Raw genomic sequence first — 26,500 nt, 5'->3', positions numbered from 1 at the left:
CCCACCCCTGGTCTACGGTCCCTCGGATGGGTGATTGGCGGTGTGTTCTTCCGTCGTACGTCGCACCCGTCTCACGAGTCTGCCTTACGGTGCACCCTCGCGATCCACTCGGCGGGGGCGGCGATCTCGGTCTTGGTGGGGAGCGTGTTGGGGGAGGTCCATACGCGGTTGAAGCCGTCCATGCCGACCTCGTCGACGACGGCCCGTACGAAGCGTTCTCCGTCGCGGTACTGGCGCAGTTTGGCGTCGAGGCCGAGGAGCTTGCGCAGGGCGAGGTCGAGGCGTGAGGCGCCGCGGGCGCGACGCTGCTGGAACTTCTCGCGGATGTCGGCGACGGAGGGGACGACGTCGGGGCCGACGCCGTCCATGACGTAGTCGGCGTGTCCTTCGAGGAGGGACATGACGGCGGTGAGGCGGCCGAGGATCTCGCGCTGTTCGGGGGTCTGGACGAGTTCGACGAGGGAGGGGCTCGGTTCGCCCTCCTCGCCTTCGGGGCGGCCGCCGGCGAGGGCCTGGGCGGCTTCGCGGAGTCGTTCCACGACGGTGGAGGGGTCGACCTCGGTGGCGCCGAGGAACGACTGGATCTCGCCCTGGAGGTGGTCGCGCAGCCAGGGGACGGCGGTGAACTGGGTGCGGTGGGTCTCTTCGTGGAGGCAGACCCAGAGGCGGAAGTCGTGGGGGTCGACGGCGAGTTCGCGTTCGACGTGGACGATGTTGGGCGCGACGAGCAGGAGGCGGCCGCCGCCGTTCTCGCCCGCGGGCAGCTCGCGGGTGGCGGGGGCGAAGGTCTCGTACTGGCCGAGGATGCGGGAGGCGAGGAAGGACAGCAGCATGCCGAGTTCGACGCCGGTGACCTTGCCGCCGACGGCGCCGAGCACGGTGCCGCCGGGGGTGTTGGAGCGCCGTTCCTGCATTTTGTCGAGGAGCGGGGAGAGCAGTTCGCGGAAGCCGGCGACGTTGGCCTTGATCCAGCCGGCGCGGTCCACGACGAGGACGGGGGTGTCCCGCGGTTCGTGGCCTTCGGGGATCATCCGGGTGAAGGCCCTGACGTGTTCTTCGGAGGCCTTGGCGTGCCTGCGGAGTTCCGCGACGACGTCGCGGGCCTCTTCCCGGCTCACTTCCGGCCCCGGTTTCACCAGTCGGGTCGCGGTCGCGACCGCGAGATTCCAGTCGACCATCTCGGCACCACCGATGCTCGTCATGCGTCAACCGTACGTTCTCGTCGCCCGTTCGGTGAGTGTTCGGGCGCCATCAGCGCTGGGGGGCGAGGGCGGCGGAGAGCCGGTCGAGGGCGGGTTGGGCGGTGTACGGGGAGGGGGTGCGGCCGGCGAGGAAGGCGAAGGCGAGGAGTCGGCCGTCGGCGGTGACGACGGTTCCGGCGAGGGTGTTGACGCCCGTCAGGGTGCCGGTCTTGGCGCGGACGAGTCCGGCGCCGGTGGTGGCGGGTTCGGTGTCGAAGCGGCCTGCGAGGGTGCCGCTGAAGCCGCCGACGGGCAGGCCGGTGAGGACGGGGCGCAGGGCGGGGCGGGCGGGGTCGGCCGCTCGGGTGAGGAGGCCGGTGAGCAGGGCGGCGGAGAGCCGGTTGTCGCGGGAGAGGCCGCTGCCGTCGGCGAAGCGGGTGCCGGCGGTGGGCAGGCCGAGGGCGGTGAGTTCGGCGCGGACGGCCTTGCCTGCGCCGGTGAAGCTCGCGGGCTGCTTGCGGGCGAGGGCGGTCTGGCGGGCGAGGGCCTCGGCGAGGTCGTTGTCGCTGTGGGTGAGGGTGCGCTCGACGAGGTCGGAGAGTGGGGCGGACTCGGTGCGGGCCAGGAGGGCGGTCCCGGCGCCCTGTCCGGCCTTGGGGTCGCGGGCGGGCTCCCGGCCCTGCGCGGCCTCCGGGCTCTGGTCCGCCTCCGGGCTCTGGGCCTTCTCGGGGCCTTGGGCCGCCTCGGGGCCTTGGGCCGTCTTGGGGGCGGTGCCCGGGGCGGGGTCGCCCTGGACCTTCGTACCGGCCTTGGTGAGGAGTTCGGCGAAGGCGGTGGCGGTGTCGCGGGCCGGGTCGGCGGCACGGGGAGCGGGCCCGCTGCCGGAACCGTCGAGTCGCCCTTCGTCGAGCATGAGGGCGCTGACGGGGGCGATGTTCTCGTTGGGGCCGATGGGGTGGCGGGCGGGTCCGCGGTAGAGGCTCGTGTCGTAGGCGATCCGTACGCCGGTCGCGCCGCGGCCCTTCAGGGCGCGGGCCGTCGCGGTGGCGAGGGCCTTGAGGCGGGCGCGGTCGAGGGTGGGGTCGCCGCCGCCGACGAGGGTGACGGTGCGGCCGTCGGGGGAGGCGACGACGCTGGTGGGGATGCGGTGGTCGGGGCCCAGGGCGGACAGGGCGGCGACCGAGGTGGCGATCTTGATGGTGGAGGCGGGGGTCATGGGGGTCGTGGCGCCCTCCCCGTACAGCTGCTTGCCGGTGGTGGCGTCGACGACCGAGGCGGTGCGCAGCGGTCCGAGGCCGGGGTCGGCCAGGAGCGGTACGAGGACGGCGGCGAGGTCGTCCCGCAGGGCGGCCGGGGGCGTGTCGAGGGCGCGGAGCACCCCGGCGGCGCTGGGGGCGGGGGCGGGGCGGCGCGGGGGGCCGGCGGGGGGCCGCCGCTCCGCGTGATGTGCGCCACCTGTCGGGGTCGCGGCGGCCGCTCGGGCGCGCTCGGCCTTACGCTGACCGTTGTCCCACGGGCCGGCCGCGGTCACCGCTGCGGCGGAGAGGGCCAGACCGAGTACGGCAGAGCACGCCGTGAGCTGCCAGGTCCTCGGCTCCGGCATTGCTGACCAGCCCCTTTCGCGATCACACACAGGCGTGAGGGACACTTAATCACTGCGCGTTGCCGCAGGCATTCACATGTGTTTGATTCAGGAGGAGCCACCCGTGGAGTTCGACGTCACCATCGAGATCCCGAAGGGGTCGCGGAACAAGTACGAGGTCGACCACGAGACGGGTCGTATCCGCCTGGACCGTCGCCTCTTCACCTCGACCAGCTACCCGGCCGACTACGGCTTCGTCGAGAACACCCTCGGCGAGGACGGCGACCCGCTGGACGCGCTGGTCATCCTTGACGAGCCGACCTTCCCGGGCTGCCTGATCAAGTGCCGCGCCATCGGCATGTTCCGTATGACGGACGAGGCCGGCGGCGACGACAAGCTGCTCTGCGTCCCCGCGTCGGACCCGCGTGTCGAGCACCTGCGCGACATCCACCACGTGTCGGAGTTCGACCGCCTGGAGATCCAGCACTTCTTCGAGGTCTACAAGGACCTGGAGCCCGGCAAGTCGGTCGAGGGCGCCAACTGGGTGGGCCGCGCCGAGGCCGAGGCCGAGATCGAGGCCTCCTACAAGCGCCTGGAGGCGCAGGGCGGCGCCCACTGAGTGGGTCTCTGCTGAAGCTGTGACGGGCGGTGCACCTCGTGCGGGTGCGCCGCCCGTCTCGCGTGCTGTCGTATGCCCGTGCCCATACTGGGCAGACGGCGCGAATGGGAGTGAGGGCGAAGAGAGTGGTCGCGGAGGCGGACGGCCCGGAGGACCGGAAGCCGCAGTCGGACGAGGCGCGCAGCGCCTTCACGCCGCCGGCGGGGGTCGAGCAGCCGGTGGTGCCGGAGGAGGAGCATCCGACCTCCGAGTTCGCCGTTCCCGAGGGACTGGCTCCGGAGCCGCCCGCGGAGCCCGAGGGCTCGGCGTTCGCGCCGCCGTCGACGTACTCCGCGAAGAACGCGCCGCCCGCCTTCACGCCCGCCCATGGCATGCCGCTGGTGCGGCTGCCGGCGGACGCGCCGTGGCAGGACCGGATGCGGACGATGCTGCGGCTGCCGGTCGGAGAGCGGCCGGTGCCGGAGACGGCGCGCAAGGAGGACGAGGCGGGGCCCGCGGTGGGCCGTGTGCTCGACCTGACCCTGCGTATCGGTGAGCTGCTGCTGGCGGGCGGGGAGGGTGCGGAGGACGTCGAGGCGGCGATGTTCGCGATCTGCCGCAGCTACGGCCTGGACCGGTGCGAGCCGACGGTGACGTTCACGCTGCTGTCGATCACGCATCAGCCGTCGCTGGTGGACGACCCGGTCACGGCGAACCGGACCGTACGGCGCCGGGGCACGGACTACACCCGGATGGAGGCGGTCTACCAGCTGCTCGCCGACATCAACACGGAGGCGCACGAGGTCACCCCGGAGGAGGCGTACCGGCGGCTGGCGGAGATCCGGCGCAACCGGCACCCGTACCCCGGATGGGTGTTGTCGTCGGCGGCGGGTGTGCTGGCGGGCGCGGCCTCGGTGCTGCTCGGCGGCGGGTTCACGGTCTTCATGGTGGCGGCGCTGGGTGCGGTGCTCGGCGACCGGCTGGCGTGGCTCTGCGCGGGGCGCGGGCTGCCGGAGTTCTACCAGTTCCTGGTGGCGGCGATGCCGCCGGCCGCGATGGGGGTGCTGCTGACGCTGCTCCACGCGGATCTGCGGCCCTCCGCGGTCATCACGGGTGGCCTGTTCGCGCTGATCCCGGGACGGGCGCTGGTGGCAGCCGTGCAGGACGGTCTGACGGGTTTCTACATCACGGCCTCGGCCCGGCTCCTGGAGGTCGGGTACTTCTTCGTGGCGATCGTGGTGGGTGTGCTGTCGGTGCTGTATCTGGCGGTGCAGTTCGACGCGCAGCTGAACCCGGACGGGGTGCTCAACCCGGTCGAGCGGCCGGTGGTGCAGATCCTGGCGTCGATGGTGCTGTGCGCGACGTTCGCGATCCTGCTGCAGCAGTCGCGGCAGACGGTGCTCTTCGCGACGCTGAACGGCGGGGTGGCGTGGGTGATCTACGCGTCGATCGCGGTGACGGCCGGCGGGTCGGCGGTGATGGCGACGGCGGTGGCGGCGGGACTCGTGGGTCTGTTCGGGCAGCTGGCGGCCCGCTACAACCACACGTCGTCGCTGCCGTACGTGACGGCGGCGATCGGGCCGCTGCTGCCGGGTTCCGCGACGTACTTCGGGGTGCTGGGCATCGCCCAGAACAACCTGGACCAGGGCTTCGCCTCCCTTGCGAAGGCGGCGGCCCTGGCCCTGGCGATCGCGATCGGGGTGAACCTGGGAGGCGAGCTGGCCCGCCTCTTCATGCAGGCTCCGCGCGCGGCGGCGGCCCGCCGCGCGGCGAAGCGTACGAGGGGCTTCTGACCCCGGCCGACGTCGGCGCGGGGCTTCGGGCCCCGGCCGTTATCGGCGCGCGTGGCGGCCGCGGCCGCCCGGGGGGTTCGGGGTGCCGGGGCCGTCGTGGCCGGTCTCGTCCTCCTGGGCCGCCTTGGCCTTCTTGGACTGGGAGCGGGCGCGGAGGTACTCGATCACGATCGGGACCACGGAGATCGCGACGATCAGGATGAGGATCATCTCGATGTGCTCGTGCACGAAGTCGATCTTGCCGAGGGAGGCGCCGAGCAGGGTGACGCCCGCACCCCACAGCACACCGCCGATGATGTTGAAGGTGATGAACGAGCGGTAGTTCATCCGGCTCACACCGGCGATGATCGGCGTGAACGTGCGCACGATCGGCACAAAGCGGGCCAGGATCAGCGACTTGGGGCCGTGCTTCTCGAAGAACTCGTGCGCCTTCTCCACGTTCTCCTGCTTGAAGAGCTTGGAGTCGGGACGCTTGAAGAGGGCGGGGCCGACCTTGCGGCCGAAGAGGTAGCCGACCTGGTCGCCGATGATGGCGGCGGCCACGATGAGTGTGCAGACGAGCCACAGCGGCGTGTCGAGCTTGCCGGTGGTGACCAGCAGGCCGGTGGTGAAGAGCAGCGAGTCGCCGGGCAGGAAGAACCCGATGAGCAGTCCGGACTCGGCGAAGACGATGACGAGGACGCCGATCAGACCGAAGGTCTGAATGAGATAGTCCGGGTCCAGCCAGCTCGGTCCGAGGGCAAGCGTATTCACGGGTTCCGGGCTCCTGCGGTTCGGTGGGGGCGGGGGGACGGCTGCCCCAAAGTATCAACGCATTCTTACGGCTCCGGGTTCCAAGGGCATCCCACCGGACCCCTTCGGGGTGCGGTGGTGCGCGGCCGGGCCGACGCTGGTGGCCAGGAGGTGGATGCGTATGGGCATCGAGGAGTACGGAGGCGGTCAGGGACCGCACCCTGACGTGCTGGTCGTCACCACGAACGACGTTCCCGGCTACGAGGTCCAGCAGATCATCGGCGAGGTCTTCGGGCTGACCGTGCGCTCCCGGCATCTGGGCAGCCAGATCGGCGCCGGCCTGAAGTCGATGATCGGCGGGGAGCTGAAGGGTCTGACGAAGACTCTGGTGGAGACTCGCAACCAGGCGATGGAACGGCTGGTGGAGCAGGCGAAGGCGCGCGGCGCCAACGCCGTGCTGATGTTCCGCTTCGACGTCACGGAGGCGGCGGACGTGGGGACGGAAGTCTGCGCGTACGGCACCGCGGCGGTGATCGCACCTCGCGCCTGACTGGACCGCGACACCCTCAACTCTCGGGATGTTGTGCGGCTTTTGTACCCCTATGGTGGGGCGGTGGCCATCGATAACCCGTCGTCCGCGCCTCCGCCCCCCGCACCCAGGACGCCCGCACAAGCCCTGCTTCCGCAGGTCCTGCCCGCCCTCGTGATCGGGGTCGGCGCGAGTCTGCTGTTCCTCGCCATCGAGTGGCTCTCCGAGGAGCTCCAGCACGTTCTGTGGGACACCCTTCCGGACGCGCTCGGCATCGGAGGCTTCTCCGCCCTCTGGACGATCGTCATGCTCACCGCCACCGGGATCCTGGTCGGACTCGTCGTCTGGAAGGCGCCCGGGCACGCGGGCGGGGACCCGGCGGAGGGCGGACTCGACAGCGCCCCCGTGGCACCGATGGTCGTCCCCGGGCTGCTGATCGCGGGCACCCTCACCTTGGCCGGCGGCGTCAGCCTCGGCCCGGAGAACCCGATCATCGTGGCCAACGGGGCGCTCGCCTACTGGCTCGGCCGCAAGGCGGCACCGTCCGTACCGGGCGCGTTCTGGGTCGCGCTCGCCGCCGCAGCCACCGTCGGCGCCCTCTTCGGTACCCCGGTCGCCGCGGCGCTGATCATCTCCGAGGCCCTTGTCCACCGGCCGGGCGAGGGACAGGGCTCCCTGTGGGACCGGCTCTTCGCCCCCCTGGTCGCCGCCGGGGCCGGGGCGATGACGACGACGCTCCTGGCGCATCCAAGCTTCGACCTGTCCCTGCCGCCGCTGCCCGAGCCGGGTTGGGCCGATCTGCTCGCCTCGATGGTCGTCGCCGGCGCCGCGGCCGTCTTCGGCCTCCTGTGCTGCTACGGCCTCCCCTTCGTCCACCGGGCCTTCCGGCGGCTGAAGCACCCGATGCTGATGCTGCCGGCCGGCGGTCTGATCCTCGGTCTGCTGGGCGTGCTCGGCGGGTCCCTGACGCTGTTCAAGGGCCTTGAGCAGATGAAGGAGCTGACCGCGAACGTCGGCGGCTGGTCCTCGGGCGAGCTGGCCAAGATGGCCGTGGTCAAGCTCGCCGCCCTGCTGGTCGCCGCCTCCTGCGGATTCGTGGGCGGCCGGATCTTCCCCGCGGTCTTCATCGGATGCGCCTTCGGCATGCTCGCCCAGGCCCTCGTCCCCGAGATCCACCCCGCCGTCGCCATCTCCTCCGGCGTGCTCGGTGTGCTGCTGGCGACCACCCGGCAGGGCTGGCTGAGCCTCTTCGTCGCCGCCGTGCTCGCCGCCTCGCCCACGATGCTCCCCCTCCTCTGCCTTGCCTCCCTGCCCGCCTGGCTGATCGTCACGGGCCGCCCCCAGCTCGAACTGGACGAGTCGGGCGCCGCACTGCACTGAGCACCTCTGGAAGGAATCCCATGCCGCTGCACAAGGGTCCCGCCGAACCCGAACCCGACCGGCACCTCGCCCTCAACCCCTTCTACGGTCAGGCCAACCCGGTCGGTGGCATGACCGAAGCGCCGCCGATGCACCGGCTCCCCGACGGACCGGTGCCGCCCACGAGCGCCTATCAGCTGGTCCACGACGAACTGATGCTCGACGGCAACTCCCGGCTCAACCTCGCCACCTTCGTCACGACCTGGATGGAACCCCAGGCGGGCGTCCTCATGGCCGAGTGCCGCGACAAGAACATGATCGACAAGGACGAGTACCCGCGCACCGCCGAACTGGAGCGGCGCTGCGTGGCCATGCTCGCCGACCTCTGGAACGCACCGGACGCCTCGACCGCCGTCGGCTGCTCCACCACCGGCTCCAGCGAGGCGTGCATGCTCGCCGGCATGGCCCTCAAGCGCCGCTGGGCCAAGAAGAACGCCGACCGCTATCCGGGCAGCGCCCGGCCCAACCTCGTGATGGGCATCAACGTCCAGGTCTGCTGGGAGAAGTTCTGCAACTTCTGGGAGGTCGAGGCCCGGCTCGTCCCCATGGAGGGCGACCGCTTCCATCTGGACCCGCAGTCGGCCGCCGAACTCTGCGACGAGAACACCATCGGTGTGGTCGCCGTGCTCGGCTCGACCTTCGACGGCTCCTACGAACCGGTCGCGGACATCTGCGCCGCGCTCGACGCCCTCCAGGAACGGACCGGTCTCGACATCCCCGTCCACGTCGACGGCGCGTCCGGCGCGATGGTCGCCCCCTTCGTGGACGAGGATCTGGTCTGGGACTTCCGGCTGCCGCGGGTCTCCTCGATCAACACCTCCGGTCACAAGTACGGCCTGGTCTACCCGGGCGTCGGCTGGGCCCTGTGGCGCTCCCCTGCCGAGCTCCCGGAGGAACTCGTCTTCCGGGTCAACTACCTCGGCGGCGACATGCCGACCTTCGCCCTCAACTTCTCCCGGCCGGGAGCCCAGGTCGTCGCGCAGTACTACACGTTCCTGCGGCTCGGCCGGGAGGGCTACCGGGCGGTCCAGCAGACCACCCGGGACATCGCCCGCGGGCTCTCCGAACGGATCGAGGCGATGGGCGACTTCCGCCTTCTCACCTACGGCGATCAGCTTCCGGTCTTCGCGTTCACCACCGCCCCCGACGTGAGCCGCTTCGACGTCTTCGACGTCTCGCGCCGACTGCGGGAGAACGGCTGGCTCGTTCCGGCCTACACCTTCCCCGCCAACCGGGAGGACCTGTCCGTACTGCGCGTGGTCTGCCGCAACGGCTTCTCGGCCGACCTCGCGAGGCTGTTCATCGAGGATCTGAACCGGGTCCTGCCCGAACTGCGGCGGCAGTCCGGCCCGTCGATCGACAACAAGGCGGCCGCCACCTCCTTCCACCACTGAGCGGGAGAGCGCCTCAGAACGACTCGCCCGCGCACCCCAGAGCGAACTCCGCCCAGCGCTCGCCGTCGACGGATATGTCATAGAGACAGCTGGTGTTGTGGCGGAGCAGCCCGGCGGGCGTACGACGGGTGAAGGCGGTGCCCTCGCCGGAGGGGCGGAAGCTGCGGCCGCCGTCGACGCTCACGTACTCCCGGTCCTCGGCGCTGATCAGCACCCGGCCGTCGGGGCCCGGCACCGGGATCCCCAGGAGCGTGCGGGGCTCGATCATCGGCCCCGTCGTCCACATCCGCTCCCAGGTGCGGCCGCCGTCCCGGGAGCGGTGCAGCGCCCGCATGGGGTTCTTGACCGGGTCACCGCCCTTCAACTCCCCCGTCTCCGCCGCGTAGACGACGCCCGGGCCGACCGCGACCGCAGTGAACCAGCCGGGCTCGGTGGTCGGGCTCGGCAGTCTGCTCAGCGACCAACTGCGCCCCTGGTCCCGGGAGACAGCGACCGCCGCCCGGCCGGAGAAGGGGTCGGTGCCGGAGACCCACCAGGAGCCGTCGGGCTCCGCCACCTCGGCCGGCCGCGGATGCGCCCCGAGCGGCGGCCCCTGGGTCAGGGCGCGCCGCCGCCCGTCCTCGGGGGAGACCACGACCAGCCGCTCCCGGGCGCAGTTGTCCACCCGGGCGCCGGCGGGCTGGGCGCAGTCGGTGGCGAGGACGGCCCCGGCCGGTATCACCGGGGCCGTACCGCTCGTGCGCGCGTCGACCTCGCGCCAGGTCCGCCCGCCGTCCCGGGTGAACCAGCTCCGCTGCGCCTCCGGCTCCGCGCCGCCCTCCTCGACCAGCGCCCGCCCCGGCCCCAGGACCAGCAGGGTCGACGAGGCACCGGCCGTGCCCCGCGTCTCGGGCAGTGGGGACCTGCGCAGCTCCCAGCTCTTCGCGCCCCGGTCGAGCACGGCCACGTGCTGCCTGCAGAAGCCGTTCTCCGGGGCCGCCTCGTCACCGACGCAGTCGGCCAGCAGGGCGAACCCGCTGCCGTCGGCGGCGAATCCGAGGGAGTGGGACCACCCGGGCAGCTCCCGACCGGACGGAATCCGCGGCGGAGGACCGGCCGGGGCGCCCGCCCCGCCCGCAGGCCCCGAGGCCGAAGAGGCCCCCGCACCCGAAGAGCCCGAAGCGCCCGGCGAGCCCGAAGGCCCCGGCGAGCCCGAAGGTCCCGGGCCCCCCGCGCTCCCCTCCCCCGTGCAAGCCGTCAGCACCAGCGCCACGACGGCGCCGGCCACACCACCCAGCCTGAGCCTGCGCATCGCCCGTCCCCCTGTCCCTCGCCCGGTCCGCGGTGAACCGTCTGCCTTAGGTACACCGCTCGACCGGTTCGGGTTCCCACCACGCGCCGGCTCCCCTACACGCTCAGCCGCCTGAACCTCTACACGCTCAGCCGCCTGAACCTCCGTACCGCCAGCGGGAGGAAGACCGCGAGGAGCAGCAGCGGCCACACCACCGCCGCCATGACGTGCCCCGGCTCGCCGCCCGGGTTGCCGAACAGATCCCGTACCGCCGTCGCCGTCGCCGACATCGGGTTCCACTCCACGACCGTGCCCAGCCACCCCGGCATGGAGTCGGGCGAGGCGAAGGCGTTGGAGAGGAAGCCGACCGGCCAGACCAGGATCTGCACGGCCATCACCAGCTCCGGCCGTCCCGCCACCATCGCCAGGTAGATCCCGATCCAGAGCATCGCGAACCGCAGCAGGAGCAGCAGCCCCACGGCGCCCAGGAAGGCACCGACGCCGCCGTGCGCGCGCCAGCCGATCGCGTACCCGACGCCGGCCATCACCAGCAGTCCGGCCGCGGACTGGAGCATGTCGGCGACCGAACGCCCCACCAGGACCGCCCCGTCGGCCATCGGCATCGAGCGGAAGCGGTCGATCACGCCCTTGTTGAGGTCCTGCGTGACGGCGGTCATCGTGGCTTCGAGCCCGAAGACCATCGTCAGCGTGAGCATGCCCGGCACGAGGTAGTCGACGTACTCGCCCTGGATCTCCCGGCCACCGCCGACGAGATAGCCGAACATCAGCATCATCATGACCGGGAAGGCGAGGCCGACCACCACCACGACCGGCTGCCGCGCCCAGTGGGCCAGTTCCCGCCGGGTCATGGTCCAGCAGTCGCTCATCACATACGCCGCGCTCATGCCGCCACCTCCGCTTCCTGGTCCTTCGTCACGTCGCCGGTCAGGTGGAGGAAGACCTCGTCGAGGGTCGGCCGCCGCAGGGCGATGTCCTCCGCCTCGATCCCGGCCGCCTCCAGGGCCCGTACGGTCTCGGCCAGGGCCGCCATCCGGTCCGTGACGGGCACGCTGATCCGCCGCCGGTCGGCGTCCACCGTCGCCTCGGATCCGCCGGAGGGCAGCAGTCGTGCCGCCTCGCCGAGCCGCCGGGCGTCCCGCAGGACGACGTCGATTCGGTCGCCGCCGACCCTCGCCTTCAGTTCGTCGGCCGTTCCGTCGGCGACGACCCGGCCGTGGTCGACGACCGAGATCCGGTCGGCGAGCTGGTCGGCCTCCTCCAGGTACTGCGTGGTGAGCAGGACGGTCGTCCCTGCGCCCACCAGCGAGCGCACCGACTCCCACACCTCGCCGCGGCCGCGCGGGTCGAGCCCGGTCGTGGGCTCGTCCAGGAAGAGCACCTCCGGCTCGGTGATCAGCGAGGCCGCGAGGTCGAGGCGCCGGCGCATACCGCCGCTGAACTGCTTCACGGGCTTGCGTCCGGTGTCCGCGAGCCCGAACCGCTCCAGGAGTTCGTCGGCCCGCGCGCCGGCCCGCCGGGCCCCCAGGTGGTAGAGCCGCCCGAACATCTCCAGGTTCTGCCGACCGCCCAGCTCCTCGTCGACGGCCGCGTGCTGCCCGAGGAGCCCGATCCTGCGCCTTACGTCGGGCGCCTGGGTCCGGGCGTCGAAGCCCGCCACCCGCACCAGGCCCTCGTCGTGCCGCAGCAGCGTGGCCAGGATCCGTACCGTCGTGGTCTTGCCCGCGCCGTTGGGGCCGAGCAGCCCGTGCACCGTGCCGCGCCCCACGCGCAGGTCCAGGCCGTCGAGAGCCCGCTTGTCGCCGTACCGTTTCCGCGCGCCTTCGACGACGATCGCGTCAGTCATTTCCAGCCTCCAAGCCCAGTAGTCAAACTTGACCACTGAGCCAAAGGTAGACGGACCCGACTCAATTAGTCAAACTTGATTACTCGAATTCCGGATCGGGCCCGCCCGTCGAGAACGGGTTCTCCTCACCCTCGGCGAGGACCCCCGAGAAGGGCTCCCCGCCCTCCCCCGCGAACGAGTACGCGCCCGCCTCGATCCGCTCGATCAGCCCGAGCGTCCACTCCTTGCCGGCGTCGGCGGAGTGGACCCAGAGGTGCATGATCTCGCCGATGTGACCGAGCTGCTGCGGGCCGCCCTCCGGCGTGTAGTACTCCGTGACGGAGGTGCGCCACTCGTCGAGCGCCCGCACCCGCTGCCGCAGCAGCTCCACGACCTCCCCCCGGGGGATGTCCACGATGAACCCGATCCCCGCGGACAGGACGTCCATCTTCTGGTCGTACGTGGTCAGCGCCTCGCGCAGCAGCGCGAAGTACTCCTCGGTGCCCTTCTCCGTCACCTCGTACTCGGTGCGCGGCGGGCCGCCGGCCGTGCTCGGCGCGATCTCGTACGCCCGCAGCAGACCTTGCTTCGCCATCTGCTTGAGCGCGTGGTAGATCGAGCCGGGCTTGGCGTTGGACCACTCGTGCGCGCCCCAGAACTCCAGGTCGTTGCGGACCTGGTAGCCGTGGGCGCGCCCGTGCTGGCGCACCGCGCCGAGGACAAGAAGCCGGATCGCTGACACCCTCGTACCTCCTAGTCAATTTTGACTAGGGTACGCGCCCCTCTTCCTCCGCGATGAGCGTGAAGGAGTCCTTGCCGTCCAGGGACTCCCTGACGATGTCCGCGTGCCCGGCGTGCCGCCCCATCTCCTGGACCAGGTGGAGCAGCATCCAGCGGATCGAGACCCGGCCGTCCTCGGGGAACCACGGCGCGGGCGGCAGCGGGAAGGTGTCGTCCAGGCTCGGCACCGACCGGACGAACTCCTCGGTCTCCTTGGCCACGACCTCCCAGAAGGCCAGCGTCTCGGGAACGCTCTCGCCCTCCACGAGCCGGAAGCCGTCGCCCCAGGTCTCCTGGGAGCGCTGCTTCTCGTTCGTGCGCTGCTGTGCCAGCCGGAGCCAGTTGAGCTCGACCTCCGCGACGTGCTTGATCAGGCCGGAGAGACTGAGCGCGCTGGCGCTCGGGCTGCTCGCCGCCTGCTCCTCGGTGAGACCGAGGGCGGCGCGGCGGATCGCGGCCCGCTGGGCCTCGACGAAGTTGAGGAACGCTCCGCGCTCGTCACCCTGGGCCTCCGCGGGAACAAGAGCAACCATGATGTCCGCCTTCCTGGCGTGAAAGAGGTGGTGGGTGCCGGGGGTCTCCCTCTCCCCGACACCCACCACGCTACGCATCCTTGAGGACAGTTACGGTCCTCAAGGGAGGCCTGACGCGGCCCTGACGCCCCCAGAAACCCGCCCCCTAGAAGGGGAAGCGGCTCCGGCCGTGCTGGATCGAGATCCACTTCTGGGTGGTGAAGGCCTCGATCATCGCGTCACCGTTCAGCCGACCCACGCCCGAGTGCTTCTCGCCGCCGAACGGCACGATCGGCTCGTCGGCCACGGTGCCGTCGTTGATGTGGATCATGCCGGTGTGGATGCGCTTGGCGACCCGTACACCCCGCTCGATGTCCCCCGTGTGGACGGCGCCGCTCAGCCCGTACGGCGTGTCGTTGGCGATCCGTACCGCCTCGTCCTCGCCGTCGAAGGGGATGACGAGGGCCACCGGGCCGAAGATCTCCTGGCTCAGGACGGGCGCGTCCGCCGGGAGGCCGGACAGGACCGACGGGGAGACGACGTTGCCGTCGGCCGAGCCGTGCAGCAGGGCCGTCGCGCCGGCCTCCACCGCCTGCTCGACGACGGCCGAGACCGACTCCGCCTGCTGGGAGTTGATGAGCGGGCCGATGTGGGTGGCGGGGTCCGCCGGGTCGCCGACGCGCAGGGTCTTCACCTTCGCGACGAACTTCTCGGTGAACTCCTCCTCCACCGTGCGGTCCACCAGGATCCGGTTGGCGGCCATGCAGACCTGTCCCTGGTGCACGAAGCGGCTGAAGACGGCCGCGTCCACGGCGTAGTCGACATCGGCGTCCTCGAGGACGATCAGGGCGCTGTTGCCGCCGAGTTCGAGGACGGCGTGCTTGAAGTTCTGCGCGCAGACGGTGGCGACGTGACGGCCGACCTTGTCGGAGCCCGTGAAGGAGATGACCTTCGGGACCGGGTGGGTCAGCAGCGCGTCGCCGATCTCGGCGATGTCGGTGACGACGACGTTCAGCAGACCGGCCGGCAGACCGGCGTCCTCCAGGACCTTCGCGACGAGCGTGCCACCGCAGATCGGCGTGTTCTGGTGCGGCTTGAGGACGACCGCGTTGCCGAGCGCGAGCGCGGGCGCGACCGACTTGAGGGAGAGGAGGAAGGGGAAGTTGAAGGGGGAGATGACACCGACGACGCCGACCGGGAGCCGGTAGACGCGGTTCTCCTTGCCGTCGACGGGCGAGGGCAGGATCCGGCCCTCGGGCCGCAGCGCCAGCTGGATCGCCTCGCGCAGGAACTCCTTGGCGAGGTGCAGCTCGAAGGCCGCCTTCAGGCGCGTGCCGCCGAGCTCGGCGACGATCGTGTCGCTGATCTCCTGCTCGCGGTCCTCGACGATCCGCAGCGCGCGCTCGAAGACGAGCCGGCGGGTGTACGGGTTGGTCTCGGCCCACTCACGCTGGGCGCGCTCGGCGGCGCGGTAGGCGCGGTCGACTTCGTCGGCGGTGGCGACGGTGATCGAGGCGAGCTTCTCCCCCGTGTACGGGTTGAAGTCGATGATGTCCCACGAGCCGCTGCCGGGCTTCCACTCGCCGTCTATGTACTGGTGGGCCAGGTCGGAGAAGTAGGACATGTAACGAGACCCCTTAACCCGCGGTGGCGGACGTGGCGACTGTGACAACAGGACACTCTGATGTCACGTCATCGTACTTACGTCCTACGTGAGTTGAAGCAGTCCTCGGAGAAGATCCCGGCTTTCGGCCGGATCGGGGCTGTCCTCGGCCAGCCGCTCCATCACGCGCGCGTACTGGGCGACCTCCTCGCGCTTGTCGAGGTACAGCGCGCTGGTCAGCTGCTCCAGATAGACGACGTCGGAGAGGTCGGACTCGGGGAAGCTCAGCATGGTGAACGCCCCGCTCTCGCCGGCGTGCCCTCCATAGCTGAAGGGCATGACCTGGAGCGTCACGTGGGGGTGCTCGGAGATCTCGATGAGATGCCTCAACTGGCCCTGCATCACGGCACGGTCGCCGTACGGGCGGCGCAGCGACGCCTCGTCGAGGACGGCGTGGAAGTGCGGGGCACGCTCGGAGACGAGGACCTTCTGGCGCTCCAGGCGCAGCGCGACGCGGCGGTCGATCTCGGCACGCGGGGCGCCGGGCATGCCGCGGGTGACGACGGCGTGTGCGTACGCCTCGGTCTGCAACAGGCCGTGGACGAACTGGACTTCGTAGACCCGAATGAGGGAGGCGGCGCCTTCGAGGCCGATGTACGTCTGGAACCAGCCGGGCAGGACGTCGCCGAAACTGTGCCACCAGCCGGCCACGTTGGCCTCGCGGGCGAGCCCGAGGAGCGAGCCGCGCTCCGCCTCGTCGCTGACGCCGTAGAGCGTGAGCAGGTCCTCGACGTCCCTGGCCTTGAAGCTCACCCTGCCCAACTCCATACGGCTGATCTTGGATTCGGACGCGCGGATCGAGTAGCCGGCCGCCTCGCGGGTGATGCCGCGCGACTCGCGCAGCCGCCTCAGCTGCGAACCCAGCAGGATGCGCCGCACGACACTCCCGCTCGCTCCGCTCGATTCGACTGCGGTCACGGCTCCAGCCTCTCCTTCGCGGTCTCGGGCCCCCGGATTGTGCCACTAAACGCTTCAGCCCGTACACATTCGATTACGGAAAGACGGCAACTTCAGGGCGACTTCATGATCAAGGCGGAACCGGTCACCAGAAGATATGCACAGAATCGGCGCGGGGACGGACAGGTCCGGCGCGTGCACGTGCATCTGCCCTTGCATCCAGTGGTCGCATTCGGAACGATGGACCCCGCGCAACCGCACCACATCCGCGATTCGCCGCGATTCCCGGGAGTGCCTCGCATGGGGACGAATGGATCGACCATGCTCGAGCCGTTACGGCAGGGGCTTCCGCCGATCGATCCCGCCGCCGTCTCCAGCTCGGCCTCCTGCGCCCTGCCACCCGCGTACGAAGCGGTGGGCGGCGCACGGAAGTTCACCCGGGCAACGCTCGCGCAGTGGGACCTCACCGAACGCTTCGACGACGTGGCCCTGGTCGTCTCCGAGCTCGTCACCAACGCCCTGAGGCACGCGCTGCCGTCGGAGGCGGCGCACGACGCGAGGGACTCCCGAGGTCTTCACGAAGACGGCCGGAACACTCCCCCCGTGCGGCTGCATCTGATGCGATGGACGAGCCGGCTCGTGTGCGCGGTGCGCGACCCCAGCCACCGGAGCCCGGAGACGCGCGCGGGGGACGAGGACTTCGCGGCGGAGTCGGGGCGCGGGCTGTTCCTGGTCGACTCCTTCAGCGACAGCTGGGGCTGGCACCCGCTCGCCGGGACGCTCCAGGGCAAGGTCGTCTGGGCGCTGTTCCGGCTCGGACCGGAGTGACGCGCGTAGCCGTACGGAAAGGGCCCCGGCGGGATGCCGGGGCCCTTCCCCTTTTCTCGCTCACGTCCCTGTGCTCACACCAGGTGGTCGAACTCCCCGTCCTTGACGCCCAGCAGCAGCGCCTCTATCTCGGCGGGCGTGTAGACGAGCGCGGGGCCGTCCGGGTGGCGCGAGTTGCGCACGGCAACGTTTCCACCGGGCAATTTGGCGAACTCCACGCAGGATCCCTGGGAGTTGCTGTGCCGGCTCTTCTGCCACACCACATCCCGGAGCTCCGTGGCCGCCATGCCGTTGTACGCGTGATGCGCATGATGCACTGGTAGCTCCCCGAGATACTTGATGCAGGTGTCAACTTCCTCGGATCATAGCTGTGTTCATATGCCAATGCATGAGCAGATGCACGTGCACGAGGGGTGGCGTAGCGACTACGCGACTCAGCGTCTACCGGCCAGTAAGACACGCCCGCTCGCCTCACCCTACGGCGTGCGCTTCCCGGTGGTGTCCTCGGCGAGCGCTTCGGCCAGGTCGTCCAGGGCGGTGAGGAGCAGGGCCGAGCCCCTGCTCGGCAGGAATGCGGGTCGTTTCCGGTGATGTCACATCCGGGAGCCCATGCTCGTCCCATGAGCATGACTGACACCGACAACGTGCTGCTGGCAGGGGCGAGCGGGGTCTTCGGACGCCACGTCGCCGAGGAACTCACCGCGGCCGGACACACCGTGCTCGGCCTCGGCCGCGGGGCGGAGAACGACGTCGTCGCCGACCTCATGGACCGCGACGGGCTGCTCCGGGCGGTGGAGGGGCTGGAGATCGGCACCGTCGTGCACGCGGCGACCGCCCTGCGCGAGCCTCCGATGAGGCACCAGGACATGGACGCGACCGACGCGCTGCGGACCGCGGGGACCGCGCATCTGGTCGAGGCGGCGCGCGCGATGGGCGCGCGGCGGATGATCGCCGAGTCGATGGTGTTCGGGTACGGGTACGGCGACTTCGGGAACCGCGTGGTCACGGAGGACGACACCTTCGGACCGACCGGCCTCGACGCGGCGTCCCAGCGTCATGTGGACGCCATGCGCACCAAGGAGGAGCTGATGCTCGGGACCGAGGGGATCGAGGGCATCGCGCTGCGCTTCGGCGTCTTCTACGGACCCGGCGGCACCGAGGCCGTGGTGGATCTGCTGCGGAGGCGGAAGCTGCCGGCGGTCGCGGACCGGGGCCGGGTGCTGCCCTGGGTCCACCTGCATGACGCGGCGCGCGCGGTCGCGCTGGCGGTCCGGGGCGGGCGGCCGGGAGAGGCGTACAACATCGTGGACGACGGCCCGATGGGCTTCGGCGCCCATGTGCGGGCGGTCGCCAAGGTGTTCGGCACGCCGCGACCGCCGACGGTACCGGCCTGGCTGACGCGGCCGATGCCGTACGCGCACCGGGTGTGCACCACCAACCTGACCGTCTCCAACGCCAAGGCCGGGGCCGAGCTGGGCTGGCGGCCGCGCTACCAGGACTGCGCGTCCGGCCTCGCGGCCCTGACGGAGTGGTGAGCGGCCCGTACGGCCCGGGTGGCCGGGGGCGGCCTGTGAGGCCGGCGACCGGCCCGCCGTCAGTGCGAGTCCCGGATCTCCCTCTGACCCCGCCCGAGCCCCGCCGCGTTCGCGGCCGTCGTGCCGTGGGTCCAGCCCGCCTCGTCCCACATCGCGCGGACCCGGGTCGTCCGGGTCTGCGGGAACATCTCGTCCGCGCGGTTGGTCACCGCGACCTCCCGGGAGGCGAGGGCCGGGAGCAGGGTCGGGGCCTCGGAGGCGACGCGGCGGCTCGTGGTCGCGAGGCGGGCGCCCAGGCGATTCGCGTACGCGAGCAGGAACGACTGCCGGAAGGACTTCGTACGCTTCCGGCCGCCCGCCCGCTGCTCCGCCTCCGCCCGCGTCATCGCCGCCGTCCCCTGGACCAGGAGCGAGGTGTACAGCAGCTCCACCGGGTCCAGGTCCGCCTCGAAGCCGACGACCGTCGAGAAGCCGTACGGCTCGTTCCACACCGCCCGGCAGTGGTTCGCCGTCGCCACCGCGTCCAGCAGGATCGCCTTGGCCTGCTCGTACGGCGGCTCCACCCCGATCCGGATCGCTCCCGGCACGTCCCCCGAGGGTGTACGGGACTCCAGCGCCGCCTCGTCCAGGCTGTGGCGGGCCATCAGCTCCTGGGCCTTGGCGGTCAGCGCCTCCGCCTCCTCCGGGTAGCCCGTGGCCTCCGCCTTCGCGAGCAGGGCCCGTACGCGCGTCAGCATCCGCGGCTCCCCCGCCACGGCGGCCGGGAGCGTGTCCCCGGGAACCGGACCCACCGGCTCCAGGGACGGCAGCCTGACCAGCAGGCGGTACAGCTCCAGGGTCGTCGTCGCCGTGGAGAAGCGGTCCGCGCGGACGGCGGCGGTGTCCAGATCGGCCAGCTGCGCGGCCCACCGGTGCGGCAGACGCTCGTAGCGCCCGGTCTCCGCGGCGATCAGGGCCCCGGCCAGCCGGACGTGCTCCTCCGCCAGCTCCCGCCGTACCAGTCGTACGAGATCCGCAGGCTGCCAGCCGCGCTCCCAGGCCCGCCGTACGAACTCCTCGCCACGGCGCGTCAGTTCCGCGTCCGCCGCCCGGTCGGCCGCGAGCAGGGACGCCGCCGAGTCCAGGGCCGTGTCGTCGTCCGTGTACAGGGCCTCGAAGGCCTTCTCGACGGTGCTCCTCGTCGTACTCACGCCTGCTTCGCGTCCCATTCCTCGCGTGCCCGCCCGATCACCGCGCGGTGGTCGAGCGACCAGTCGATCAGCTGCTTGATCAGGTGCGTCATGCTGTGCCCCGTCTCCGTCAGCGCGTACTCCACCTGTGGCGGCGTCGTCGGATGCACCGTCCGCGTCACCAGGCCGTCCCGCTCCAGGCGGCGCAGCGTGAGCGTCAGCATCCGCTGCGAGATGCCGGTGACCAGCCGCTGCAACTCCCTGAACCGCCGCGGACCCGGCGCCAGTTCGACGACCACGTGCACGGTCCACTTGTCGCCGAGCCGGTCCTGCACATCCCGTACGCCGCACTCCTCCGCGCAGCTCACGATCAGGCCCGTGGCCGCCTCGGTGGTTACCTCGGTGTGCCCCGCTGACATCGATGTGCCTCCTTACGCGGTCCCGCCCGCCTCACCAGAATGATCCTCACCGAACACGATCACGAATTCAGGGGGGAATCATGCTGCTCGTCACCGGTGTCTCCGGCGGTCTCGGCTCGCTCGTCGCGGAGCGTCTGGCCGGGCGCGACGACGTCGTCCTCGGCACTCGCGCCGGACTGTCCGGTACCCGCCTCGTCGACTTCGACGAGCCCGCCACCCTGCCCGGGGCCTTCGCCGGGGTGGACACCCTGCTGCTGATCTCGGCGGGGTACGGCGAGGACGACACCGTGATCGCCCGGCACGAGGCCGCGATCTCCGCCGCCGAGGCGGCCGGGGTCGGCCACATCGTCTACACGAGCCTCTCCGGCGACGGCGACCACCTCACGTACTCCCTCGCGCACCGCTGGACCGAGCGGCGGCTCCAGCGGTCGGGCGTGGCGTGGACGGTCCTGCGCAACGGGCTGTACGCCGAGTTGCTCACCTGGATCGCGACCCCGGACGCCGGCAACCGCATCACGGGCCCCCTCGGCGAGGGCCGGCTCGCCGCCGTGGCCCGCGAGGACCTCGCCGAGATCGCGGTCACCGTCGCCACCGCCCCGGCCGCGCACGCCGGGCGCACGTACGAGCTCGTCGGCGAGCGCCCGCTGGGCGGGGCGGACCTGGCGCGGGCGCTGGGCGCCGAGTACGCCCCCGGCACGCTCGCCGAGGCGCGGGCCGCCCTCGCCGCCTCGGGAGCGGAGTCGTTCCAGGTCCCGATGCTCACCGGGACGTACTCGGCGGTCGCGCACGGCTTCATGGACGGCACGGGGGTGAAGAGCAGTCTGCGGGAGCTGCTGGGGCGGGAGCCGCTGGACGCGCTCGATGTGTTCGTGGCGGCGGTACGCAAGGGGTAGGGCGTACGGCGGGGGTAAGGCGTACGGCGGGGGTAGGGCCAGGGCTACCCCGAAGACGCCCTCCAGCGGTCGTGATCGGCGGTGCCGTCGGCGGTTCGCTTGAGCCATGACCTCAACGCCCTCTCCGTCCTCGGCACCGGCCTCCGACACCGCCGTCCGGCTCACCTCTCTCCGACGCCGGCACCGTGACGTCCGCGCCCTGGACGGCGTCGACCTCGACTTCCGTACCGGCACCTTCACCGCCGTCATGGGCCCCTCGGGCTCCGGCAAGTCCACGCTGCTCCAGTGCGCGGCGGGCCTGGACCGGCCGACGAGCGGGACGGTCGAGGTGGGCGGCGTCGCCCTGGACGGGCTGAGCGAGCGGCGGCTGACGCTGCTCCGACGGGACCGGATCGGGTTCGTCTTCCAGTCCTTCAATCTGCTGCCCTCGCTGACGGCCGCCCAGAACGTGGCGCTGCCGCTGCGGCTGGCCGGGCGGCGGGTGCCCCGGGGCGAGGTGCGCGCGGCGCTGGAGCGCGTGGGGCTCGGCGGGCGGGAGGGGCACCGGCCCGGGGAGCTGTCCGGCGGGCAGCAGCAACGGGTCGCGATCGCCCGGGCGTTGATCACCCGGCCTGCGGTGCTCTTCGCGGACGAGCCGACCGGTGCCCTGGACTCCACCACCAGCCGCGAGGTGCTGTCGATGCTGCGGGAGCTGGTGGACCGCGACGGCCAGACGATCGTCATGGTCACGCACGATCCGCAGGCGGCGGCGCGGGCGGACCGGGTGGTGTTCCTGGTCGACGGGCGGGTGGAGGGCGAGCTGTACGCCCCGACGGCCGAGCGGGTCGCGGCCCGCATGACCGGCCTGGAGACGACGACCGGGACGGAGGCCGTCGCATGCTGACCGTCGCGAACCGCACCGCCGGCCCGGGGGCCGTGCTCCGGACGGAGGCCGTCGCGTGCTGACCGTCGTCCTCTCCGGCCTTCGCGCCCGCTGGGCCGCCTTCCTCGGCAGTTCCGTCGCGCTCGCCCTCGGCGTCGGGCTCCTCACCACCATGGGCCTCGGCCTCGCCTCGACGTTCGACGCCCCGGAGCGCGAGCCGCGGCGGTTCGCGTCGGCTCCGGTCGTCGTGAAGGGGCGGGACGCGGTCACCGTCGACGTACGGCGGGGGCCGGACACGGCCTCCGCCTCACAGAGGCTCGACCGTCCACAGCCTGTGGATATCGAACTGCTTGCCGAGCTGAAGGCGCGCTGGACCGTCACGACCGCGGGCGGCCCCGACGCCGTCGGCGTCCATGGTCCCGCCACCGAGGTCCGTACCCTCGTCGGCGACCGGGCCCAGGTGCTCACGGGGAACGACCGGCTGCGCGCCGACCCCGAGCCCGAGCGGGACGCCGAGGCGCTCGTCGCACTCAACTCCCTCCTCGGCACGGCCGGCGGCGTCACCACCTTCGTCTCCGTCTTCGTCGTGGCGTCCACCTTCGCCTTCGCCGTCGCTCTGCGGCGACGCGAGTTCGGGCTGCTGCGGACGGCTGGCGCGACACCCGGCCAGGTGCGGCGGATGCTGCTCGCGGAGGCCGCGGGCGTCGGGATCCTCTCCGCGGCCGCCGGGTGCGCGCTGGGCGCGTGGGGTGCGCCGTGGCTGGCGCGGGCGCTCGTGGACGGCGGTCTCGCCCCCGAGTGGTTCGGGATCGGCGACGCCACCTGGCCGTACCACCTCGGCTTCTGGACGGGGGTGACCGTCGCCCTCGCGGGGGCCTTCGCCGCCTCGCGGCGGGCCGGGAAGGTCGGCCCGACGGCCGCGCTGCGCGAGGCGGGCGTCGACACGGACGTCCTGCCGCTCGGCCGCGCGCTGCTCGGCACGGGCCTGCTCCTGACCGGCGCCGGACTGCTCGTCTGGACCGCGGTCACGGAACCGTCCGAACTGCTCAAGCGCAAGACGTACACGACCATGCCGATGCTCCTGATCACCGGCGTCGCGCTGCTCGCCCCGGTGCTGGTCCGGCCGGTGGCGCGGGCGCTGCGGCTGCCGGGCGCGACGGGGATGCTCGTACGGGAGAACAGCGCGGCCGCTCTCCGCCGTACCGCCGCCGTCGCCGCGCCGGTCCTGGTGACGGTCGCGCTGGCCGGCTCGCTGCTCGGCTCGGCGGCCTCGGTCACGCGCGCGAAGGCCGCGGAGGCCCGGGAGCAGACCCGCGCGGAGTGGGTGGTGACGGGCGAGGACCTGCGGCCGGTGCCCCGTGCCTCGGCGACCGCGACGACATCCGTCTTCGTACGGGACGGGGCCGAGGCGCTCGTGAAGTACGGGGCCCGGGCGGTCTCCGACCCGGCGGCCTTCGCGGACCTGGCGCGGCTGCCGGTGGTGGCGGGGGACGTGGCAGACCTCGACGACCGGTCGATCGTGGTCAACGAGGAGTGGGAGCGGCGGACGGTCGGCGAGCGGGTCGAGGTCTGGCGCGCGGACGGCAGTGGACCGGTGACGCTGCGGGTGGTGGCGGTGCTGGCCCTCGGGACGGGGGACAACGGCCCGTACGTGACGCCTGCGAACGCGCCCGGCGCCACGGTGGACCGGATCGAGGCGGGGCCCGGCGTGGCGCAGGAGGCCCTCGCGGCGGCGGGCGGGACGGTACGCACGGCGGAGCAGTGGGCCGCCGCCACGCACCCGTCGACCGGCCCGCGGATCCGGATGGGGCTGCTCCTGGTCCTCGGCATCGCGCTCGTCTACACGGTGATCGCGCTCGCCAACACGCTCCTGATGGCGACCTCGGTACGGGGCGCGGAGCTGGCCTCGCTCCGGCTGGCGGGCGCCACACGGGCGCAGATCCTGCGGGTGGTGACGGGCGAGGCGGGGCTGGCCGTGGCGATCGGGGCGGTCCTCGGCCTCACGGTGACGGCGGTCGTCCTGGGGGCGCTGGGGGCGGGGCTCGCGGCGCTGTCGGCGCCGGTCGTGGTGTCCGTGCCGTGGGGCGCCGTGGGCGCGGCGGCGGGGGTGTGCGGCGTGATCGCGATCGCGTCGGCGGCGCTCCCCGCGTGGCGCCTGACGCGCTGAGCGGCGAAGGTGGGTGGACGGGGCGGTGACCAGGGTCGGAGCCGGGTCACCGCCCCGCCCTCGGTCAGCAGCCGGCGAGTCCTGGCCAGGCCTACGGCACCAGCACCAACTTGCCCCGCACGTGCCCGGACTCGCTCACTTCCTGGGCCTTCGCCGCCTCCTTCAGGGGGAGGGTCTCGGCGATGCCGAGACGCAGCCGGCCCTCCGCCACCATGCGGGCGTGGGTGGTCAGCCAGGTGCGGGCGAGGGGCGGGTCTACCGTGACGCCGCTGAAGACGATGCCGTGCTCCTCCGCGTCCGGCGCCGCGATCGTCACGATGCGTTCCTTCGCGCCGCCCGTCAGCTCGATCGAGACCGGAAGGGTGTCGTGGCCCGCCGCGTCGAAGACCGCGTCGACGCCCTGGGGCGCCGCCGCCCTGACGCGGTCGGCGAGGCCGTCGCCGTACGCCACCGGGATCGCGCCCAGGGAACGCAGGTACGCGTGGTTGCGCTCCGAGGCGGTGCCGATCACCGTCACGCCGGCGGCCACCGCGAGCTGGACGGCCACCGAGCCGACCATGCCCGCCGCGCCGTGCAGGAGGAGGGTCTCGCCCTCCTCCAGGCCGAGCAGGTCCAGGACCCGCTGCGCGGTCTCCCCCGCGACCGGGATGCTCGCCGCCTGCGCCCAGGTCAGGCCGGTCGGCTTGGGGACGAAGACCTCGGCCAGGGCGTACTCGGCGTACGCGCCGGTCGTCGTCCAGCCGAACACCTCGTCGCCGACCGCGACCCCCGTGGCGTCCGGGCCCAGCGCGTCGACGGTCCCGGCGAACTCCAGGCCGGGCACGGCAGGGAACGTCGTCGGGTAGAACGCCTCCACCCATCCGTAACGGCGCTTGTAGTCCACGGGGTTGACGCCGACCGCGGCCACCTTCACCCGGACCGCGCCCCCGGCCGGCTCGGGCACCGGGACACCGGTCTCATGGCGCAGCACTTCCGGTCCGCCGAACTTCTCGTACGTGATCGCGTCCATCGCGTCCTCCTCGGGTCGGCCTCCAGCTTCGATCAGGCCCCTCCTCCCCCCGGCCCGCCCAACGGCCAGTCCCACCTGGCCGAAAGGACAGCCCGTGCGGCCGGCCCGCTGACTACGCTGCCTCGCATGGACGCGCACACGCTGAACTCCGCGTACGAGATCATCCGGCAGCCGCTCGGCCAGATCCTGCCCCGGCTCTCGGCCGTCCTCGCACCGCTGATCCCGCACCGGGCCGCCGCCGAACTCGCCACGCACTGCGCCCACTCGCCGTACAAGACGGTCGGGGAGTCCGGTCTCCCGACCGCCGCCGAACTCACCCCGCTGCTGGCCTCCGGCACGCCCGGCAGCCCCTGGCAGGGCCGGACCGCCGTCGGCGGGGAGGAGCACGAGGTCGTCGCCGTCACCAGCGACGCGACCGCGCGCCGGTCCGTGCTCGTCCTCGTACGGGAGGGCGGCGCCGAACCCGTGCCGGACGGCGCCCTGGCCGCCGCGCAGGCGCTGTGGGACCTGGTGACCAGTCACTTCGACCGGTTCGCGGTGGAGGCGATGCCGGGCGCGCTCGCCCGTTCGCGGGCGGCGGCGGACACCCGGGCACGGGTGATCGCGGAGCTGACGACGGCCCACTCGGCCGCGCTCTCCGGGATCCTCGGGGTGCTCCGCAGCCGGGCCCTGGACGACGGGGCCGCCCGGACCACCGCCACCGACCTCGCCGTCAACGCGCTGATCGAGATGCGGGCGGAGTCGAAGCGGGACCGCTCGGTCGCCGAGGAGCCGGCCCGCGAGGCGTTCGACCGGCTGGCGGACGGGCTGAAGACGATGCTGCGGCACAGCCCGGTACGGCTCGACCTCGGCCCCCCGGACAGCTCACGCTCGCTGGCGGCGGACGTGGCTCACGGAGCGCGGGCCGTCGCCCGGGCCCTGCTGCTCGTGATCCTGGAGCAGGACTCGGTGAGCCGGGTCCGCGTCGGCTGGCAGATCACGGAGCACGAGCTGCGGGCGACGCTGCGGGACGACGGGGACGGCGCGCTGGCCGCCTGCGACCTGGGCGCGGGCAGCGTCACCGACCGGCTGGAGGTGCTGGGCGGGCGGCTGGAGATGGACGCCGTCCCCGGCTGGGGCACCACGATCACGGCGACCCTCCCCCTGGCCACCGCCGACGCCCCGATCGCGGCCGTGAACCCGCTCACCGGCCTCGGCGGCCGCGAACTGGAGGTCCTGACCCACCTGGCGCTGGGCCACCGCAACCGCCAGATCGCCCAGGAACTCCACATCAGCGAATCGACGGTGAAGTTCCACGTCGCCAACATCCTGACGAAGCTCGGCGTCGACACCCGAGGTGAGGCCGCGGCCCTCTTCCACAGGGCGGCGTAGCCGGGCGGACCGCCGGCCCGGGCAATGCGTCACCGCGCGGCGCGCGCCCGGCGC

At 72.3% G+C, this 26,500-nt stretch carries 25 protein-coding genes; 11 read left to right on the top strand and 14 right to left on the bottom strand.

Annotated elements, in window-relative coordinates:
* Positions 1-71 precede the first annotated feature (71 nt).
* Both ACZ3OF_RS29490 and dacB read right to left on the bottom strand, forming a co-directional pair.
* The gene (locus ACZ3OF_RS29490; protein ID WP_361676955.1) at positions 72-1,202 is read right to left on the bottom strand and encodes a zinc-dependent metalloprotease; all 1,131 of its coding nucleotides are present in this window, start codon (positions 1,200-1,202) and stop codon (positions 72-74) included.
* Between the two features lie 49 nt (positions 1,203-1,251).
* Positions 1,252-2,784 carry a D-alanyl-D-alanine carboxypeptidase/D-alanyl-D-alanine endopeptidase gene (dacB, locus tag ACZ3OF_RS29485; RefSeq protein ID WP_361676958.1) on the bottom strand — a complete coding sequence of 511 codons (1,533 nt, stop codon included), beginning with the start codon at positions 2,782-2,784 and terminating at the stop codon, positions 1,252-1,254.
* A gap of 103 nt (positions 2,785-2,887) precedes the next feature.
* Here dacB and ACZ3OF_RS29480 point away from each other — a divergent pair, with 103 nt between their 5' ends.
* Positions 2,888-3,382, top strand: a complete 495-nt coding sequence (locus tag ACZ3OF_RS29480) for an inorganic diphosphatase (RefSeq protein WP_019888410.1) — start codon at positions 2,888-2,890, stop codon at positions 3,380-3,382.
* Positions 3,383-3,507: 125 nt separating this feature from the next.
* A complete protein-coding gene (locus ACZ3OF_RS29475) occupies positions 3,508-5,154 on the top strand; it encodes a threonine/serine exporter family protein (protein WP_361677201.1) in 1,647 nt (548 codons plus the stop codon).
* Positions 5,155-5,193: 39 nt separating this feature from the next.
* Here ACZ3OF_RS29475 and ACZ3OF_RS29470 read toward each other — a convergent pair whose 3' ends face one another.
* Complete coding sequence (locus ACZ3OF_RS29470) at positions 5,194-5,907, bottom strand: DedA family protein (RefSeq protein WP_361676961.1); 714 nt, start codon at positions 5,905-5,907, stop codon at positions 5,194-5,196.
* A 160-nt stretch (positions 5,908-6,067) separates the two neighbouring features.
* Between ACZ3OF_RS29470 and ACZ3OF_RS29465 the strand changes: the two genes are divergently transcribed.
* The 3 genes from ACZ3OF_RS29465 to ACZ3OF_RS29455 all read left to right on the top strand — a co-directional run bounded on the left by ACZ3OF_RS29465 (position 6,068) and on the right by ACZ3OF_RS29455 (position 9,228).
* Positions 6,068-6,436 (top strand): YbjQ family protein, encoded by a 369-nt coding sequence (locus ACZ3OF_RS29465; RefSeq protein WP_361676964.1) that lies wholly within the window; start codon positions 6,068-6,070, stop codon positions 6,434-6,436.
* Positions 6,437-6,499: 63 nt separating this feature from the next.
* The gene (locus ACZ3OF_RS29460; RefSeq protein ID WP_467307782.1) at positions 6,500-7,795 is read left to right on the top strand and encodes an ion channel protein; all 1,296 of its coding nucleotides are present in this window, start codon (positions 6,500-6,502) and stop codon (positions 7,793-7,795) included.
* Positions 7,796-7,815: 20 nt separating this feature from the next.
* On the top strand, positions 7,816-9,228 hold the full coding sequence (locus ACZ3OF_RS29455) for a glutamate decarboxylase (protein ID WP_361676967.1): 1,413 nt from the start codon (positions 7,816-7,818) through the stop codon (positions 9,226-9,228).
* A gap of 13 nt (positions 9,229-9,241) precedes the next feature.
* Here ACZ3OF_RS29455 and ACZ3OF_RS29450 read toward each other — a convergent pair whose 3' ends face one another.
* The 7 genes from ACZ3OF_RS29450 to ACZ3OF_RS29420 form a co-directional block, all read right to left on the bottom strand.
* Positions 9,242-10,519, bottom strand: coding sequence for a WD40/YVTN/BNR-like repeat-containing protein (locus ACZ3OF_RS29450; protein WP_467307781.1), 1,278 nt, complete (start codon positions 10,517-10,519; stop codon positions 9,242-9,244).
* Between the two features lie 119 nt (positions 10,520-10,638).
* On the bottom strand, positions 10,639-11,403 hold the full coding sequence (locus tag ACZ3OF_RS29445) for an ABC transporter permease (RefSeq protein WP_361676973.1): 765 nt from the start codon (positions 11,401-11,403) through the stop codon (positions 10,639-10,641).
* Entirely contained in the window at positions 11,400-12,362 is a 963-nt protein-coding gene (locus tag ACZ3OF_RS29440; RefSeq protein WP_361676976.1) for an ATP-binding cassette domain-containing protein, read from the bottom strand. The genes ACZ3OF_RS29445 and ACZ3OF_RS29440 overlap by 4 nt, the downstream gene beginning before the upstream one ends.
* Positions 12,363-12,441: 79 nt before the next feature.
* Positions 12,442-13,083 (bottom strand): PadR family transcriptional regulator, encoded by a 642-nt coding sequence (locus ACZ3OF_RS29435; protein ID WP_467307778.1) that lies wholly within the window; start codon positions 13,081-13,083, stop codon positions 12,442-12,444.
* A 25-nt stretch (positions 13,084-13,108) separates the two neighbouring features.
* Positions 13,109-13,654 (bottom strand): DinB family protein, encoded by a 546-nt coding sequence (locus tag ACZ3OF_RS29430; RefSeq protein WP_361676982.1) that lies wholly within the window; start codon positions 13,652-13,654, stop codon positions 13,109-13,111.
* A gap of 145 nt (positions 13,655-13,799) precedes the next feature.
* Complete coding sequence (locus ACZ3OF_RS29425) at positions 13,800-15,257, bottom strand: aldehyde dehydrogenase family protein (RefSeq protein ID WP_361676985.1); 1,458 nt, start codon at positions 15,255-15,257, stop codon at positions 13,800-13,802.
* Positions 15,258-15,341: 84 nt separating this feature from the next.
* Complete coding sequence (locus ACZ3OF_RS29420) at positions 15,342-16,214, bottom strand: helix-turn-helix domain-containing protein (RefSeq protein WP_361676988.1); 873 nt, start codon at positions 16,212-16,214, stop codon at positions 15,342-15,344.
* A gap of 279 nt (positions 16,215-16,493) precedes the next feature.
* Between ACZ3OF_RS29420 and ACZ3OF_RS29415 the strand changes: the two genes are divergently transcribed.
* Positions 16,494-17,021: an ATP-binding protein gene (locus ACZ3OF_RS29415; protein ID WP_361676991.1), complete on the top strand. Its 528-nt coding sequence runs from the start codon at positions 16,494-16,496 to the stop codon at positions 17,019-17,021.
* 74 nt (positions 17,022-17,095) lie between these two features.
* On the opposite strand, the gene ACZ3OF_RS29410 is transcribed toward ACZ3OF_RS29415, so the two are convergent.
* Entirely contained in the window at positions 17,096-17,308 is a 213-nt protein-coding gene (locus ACZ3OF_RS29410; RefSeq protein ID WP_361442459.1) for a DUF397 domain-containing protein, read from the bottom strand.
* A 333-nt stretch (positions 17,309-17,641) separates the two neighbouring features.
* Here ACZ3OF_RS29410 and ACZ3OF_RS29405 point away from each other — a divergent pair, with 333 nt between their 5' ends.
* Entirely contained in the window at positions 17,642-18,556 is a 915-nt protein-coding gene (locus ACZ3OF_RS29405) for an NAD-dependent epimerase/dehydratase family protein (RefSeq protein WP_361676994.1), read from the top strand.
* A 59-nt stretch (positions 18,557-18,615) separates the two neighbouring features.
* On the opposite strand, the gene ACZ3OF_RS29400 is transcribed toward ACZ3OF_RS29405, so the two are convergent.
* Both ACZ3OF_RS29400 and ACZ3OF_RS29395 read right to left on the bottom strand, forming a co-directional pair.
* Complete coding sequence (locus ACZ3OF_RS29400) at positions 18,616-19,764, bottom strand: DUF2786 domain-containing protein (RefSeq protein ID WP_467307775.1); 1,149 nt, start codon at positions 19,762-19,764, stop codon at positions 18,616-18,618.
* The gene (locus tag ACZ3OF_RS29395; protein ID WP_361677000.1) at positions 19,743-20,144 is read right to left on the bottom strand and encodes a winged helix-turn-helix transcriptional regulator; all 402 of its coding nucleotides are present in this window, start codon (positions 20,142-20,144) and stop codon (positions 19,743-19,745) included. The genes ACZ3OF_RS29400 and ACZ3OF_RS29395 overlap by 22 nt, the downstream gene beginning before the upstream one ends.
* Before the next feature lie 80 nt (positions 20,145-20,224).
* On the opposite strand from ACZ3OF_RS29395, the gene ACZ3OF_RS29390 reads away from it, so the two are divergent.
* From ACZ3OF_RS29390 to ACZ3OF_RS29380, 3 genes are all read left to right on the top strand, one after another.
* On the top strand, positions 20,225-21,037 hold the full coding sequence (locus tag ACZ3OF_RS29390) for an NAD(P)H-binding protein (RefSeq protein ID WP_361677003.1): 813 nt from the start codon (positions 20,225-20,227) through the stop codon (positions 21,035-21,037).
* Positions 21,038-21,143: 106 nt separating this feature from the next.
* Entirely contained in the window at positions 21,144-21,920 is a 777-nt protein-coding gene (locus tag ACZ3OF_RS29385) for an ABC transporter ATP-binding protein (protein WP_467307772.1), read from the top strand.
* Between the two features lie 55 nt (positions 21,921-21,975).
* The gene (locus ACZ3OF_RS29380) at positions 21,976-24,066 is read left to right on the top strand and encodes an FtsX-like permease family protein (RefSeq protein ID WP_467307770.1); all 2,091 of its coding nucleotides are present in this window, start codon (positions 21,976-21,978) and stop codon (positions 24,064-24,066) included.
* 91 nt (positions 24,067-24,157) lie between these two features.
* On the opposite strand, the gene ACZ3OF_RS29375 is transcribed toward ACZ3OF_RS29380, so the two are convergent.
* Positions 24,158-25,075: an NADP-dependent oxidoreductase gene (locus ACZ3OF_RS29375; protein ID WP_361677012.1), complete on the bottom strand. Its 918-nt coding sequence runs from the start codon at positions 25,073-25,075 to the stop codon at positions 24,158-24,160.
* A 126-nt stretch (positions 25,076-25,201) separates the two neighbouring features.
* Here ACZ3OF_RS29375 and ACZ3OF_RS29370 point away from each other — a divergent pair, with 126 nt between their 5' ends.
* On the top strand, positions 25,202-26,446 hold the full coding sequence (locus ACZ3OF_RS29370) for a LuxR C-terminal-related transcriptional regulator (protein WP_361677014.1): 1,245 nt from the start codon (positions 25,202-25,204) through the stop codon (positions 26,444-26,446).
* The last annotated feature ends 54 nt before the right edge of the window (positions 26,447-26,500 follow it).

The sequence above is a fragment of the Streptomyces sp. NPDC022552 genome, assembly GCF_055561875.1.
The sequence above is the reverse complement of the archived record's forward strand: the minus strand, read 5'-3'. Positions and strand labels throughout refer to the sequence as shown.

Excerpts from the sequence above, each read along its gene's own strand:
- ACZ3OF_RS29450 (WP_467307781.1), bottom strand. The coding sequence starts at position 10,519 with ATGCGCAGGCTCAGGCTGGGTGGTGTGGCCGGCGCCGTCGTGGCGCTG.
- ACZ3OF_RS29405 (WP_361676994.1), top strand. The coding sequence starts at position 17,642 with ATGAGCATGACTGACACCGACAACGTGCTGCTGGCAGGGGCGAGCGGG.
- ACZ3OF_RS29425 (WP_361676985.1), bottom strand. The coding sequence starts at position 15,257 with ATGTCCTACTTCTCCGACCTGGCCCACCAGTACATAGACGGCGAGTGG.
- ACZ3OF_RS29490 (WP_361676955.1), bottom strand. The coding sequence starts at position 1,202 with ATGACGAGCATCGGTGGTGCCGAGATGGTCGACTGGAATCTCGCGGTC.
- ACZ3OF_RS29400 (WP_467307775.1), bottom strand. The coding sequence starts at position 19,764 with ATGGGACGCGAAGCAGGCGTGAGTACGACGAGGAGCACCGTCGAGAAG.
- ACZ3OF_RS29430 (WP_361676982.1), bottom strand. The coding sequence starts at position 13,654 with ATGGTTGCTCTTGTTCCCGCGGAGGCCCAGGGTGACGAGCGCGGAGCG.
- ACZ3OF_RS29395 (WP_361677000.1), bottom strand. The coding sequence starts at position 20,144 with ATGTCAGCGGGGCACACCGAGGTAACCACCGAGGCGGCCACGGGCCTG.
- ACZ3OF_RS29445 (WP_361676973.1), bottom strand. The coding sequence starts at position 11,403 with ATGAGCGCGGCGTATGTGATGAGCGACTGCTGGACCATGACCCGGCGG.
- ACZ3OF_RS29390 (WP_361677003.1), top strand. The coding sequence starts at position 20,225 with ATGCTGCTCGTCACCGGTGTCTCCGGCGGTCTCGGCTCGCTCGTCGCG.
- dacB (WP_361676958.1), bottom strand. The coding sequence starts at position 2,784 with ATGCCGGAGCCGAGGACCTGGCAGCTCACGGCGTGCTCTGCCGTACTC.
- ACZ3OF_RS29410 (WP_361442459.1), bottom strand. The coding sequence starts at position 17,308 with ATGGCGGCCACGGAGCTCCGGGATGTGGTGTGGCAGAAGAGCCGGCAC.
- ACZ3OF_RS29370 (WP_361677014.1), top strand. The coding sequence starts at position 25,202 with ATGGACGCGCACACGCTGAACTCCGCGTACGAGATCATCCGGCAGCCG.
- ACZ3OF_RS29465 (WP_361676964.1), top strand. The coding sequence starts at position 6,068 with ATGGGCATCGAGGAGTACGGAGGCGGTCAGGGACCGCACCCTGACGTG.
- ACZ3OF_RS29440 (WP_361676976.1), bottom strand. The coding sequence starts at position 12,362 with ATGACTGACGCGATCGTCGTCGAAGGCGCGCGGAAACGGTACGGCGAC.
- ACZ3OF_RS29455 (WP_361676967.1), top strand. The coding sequence starts at position 7,816 with ATGCCGCTGCACAAGGGTCCCGCCGAACCCGAACCCGACCGGCACCTC.
- ACZ3OF_RS29385 (WP_467307772.1), top strand. The coding sequence starts at position 21,144 with ATGACCTCAACGCCCTCTCCGTCCTCGGCACCGGCCTCCGACACCGCC.
- ACZ3OF_RS29415 (WP_361676991.1), top strand. The coding sequence starts at position 16,494 with ATGGGGACGAATGGATCGACCATGCTCGAGCCGTTACGGCAGGGGCTT.
- ACZ3OF_RS29375 (WP_361677012.1), bottom strand. The coding sequence starts at position 25,075 with ATGGACGCGATCACGTACGAGAAGTTCGGCGGACCGGAAGTGCTGCGC.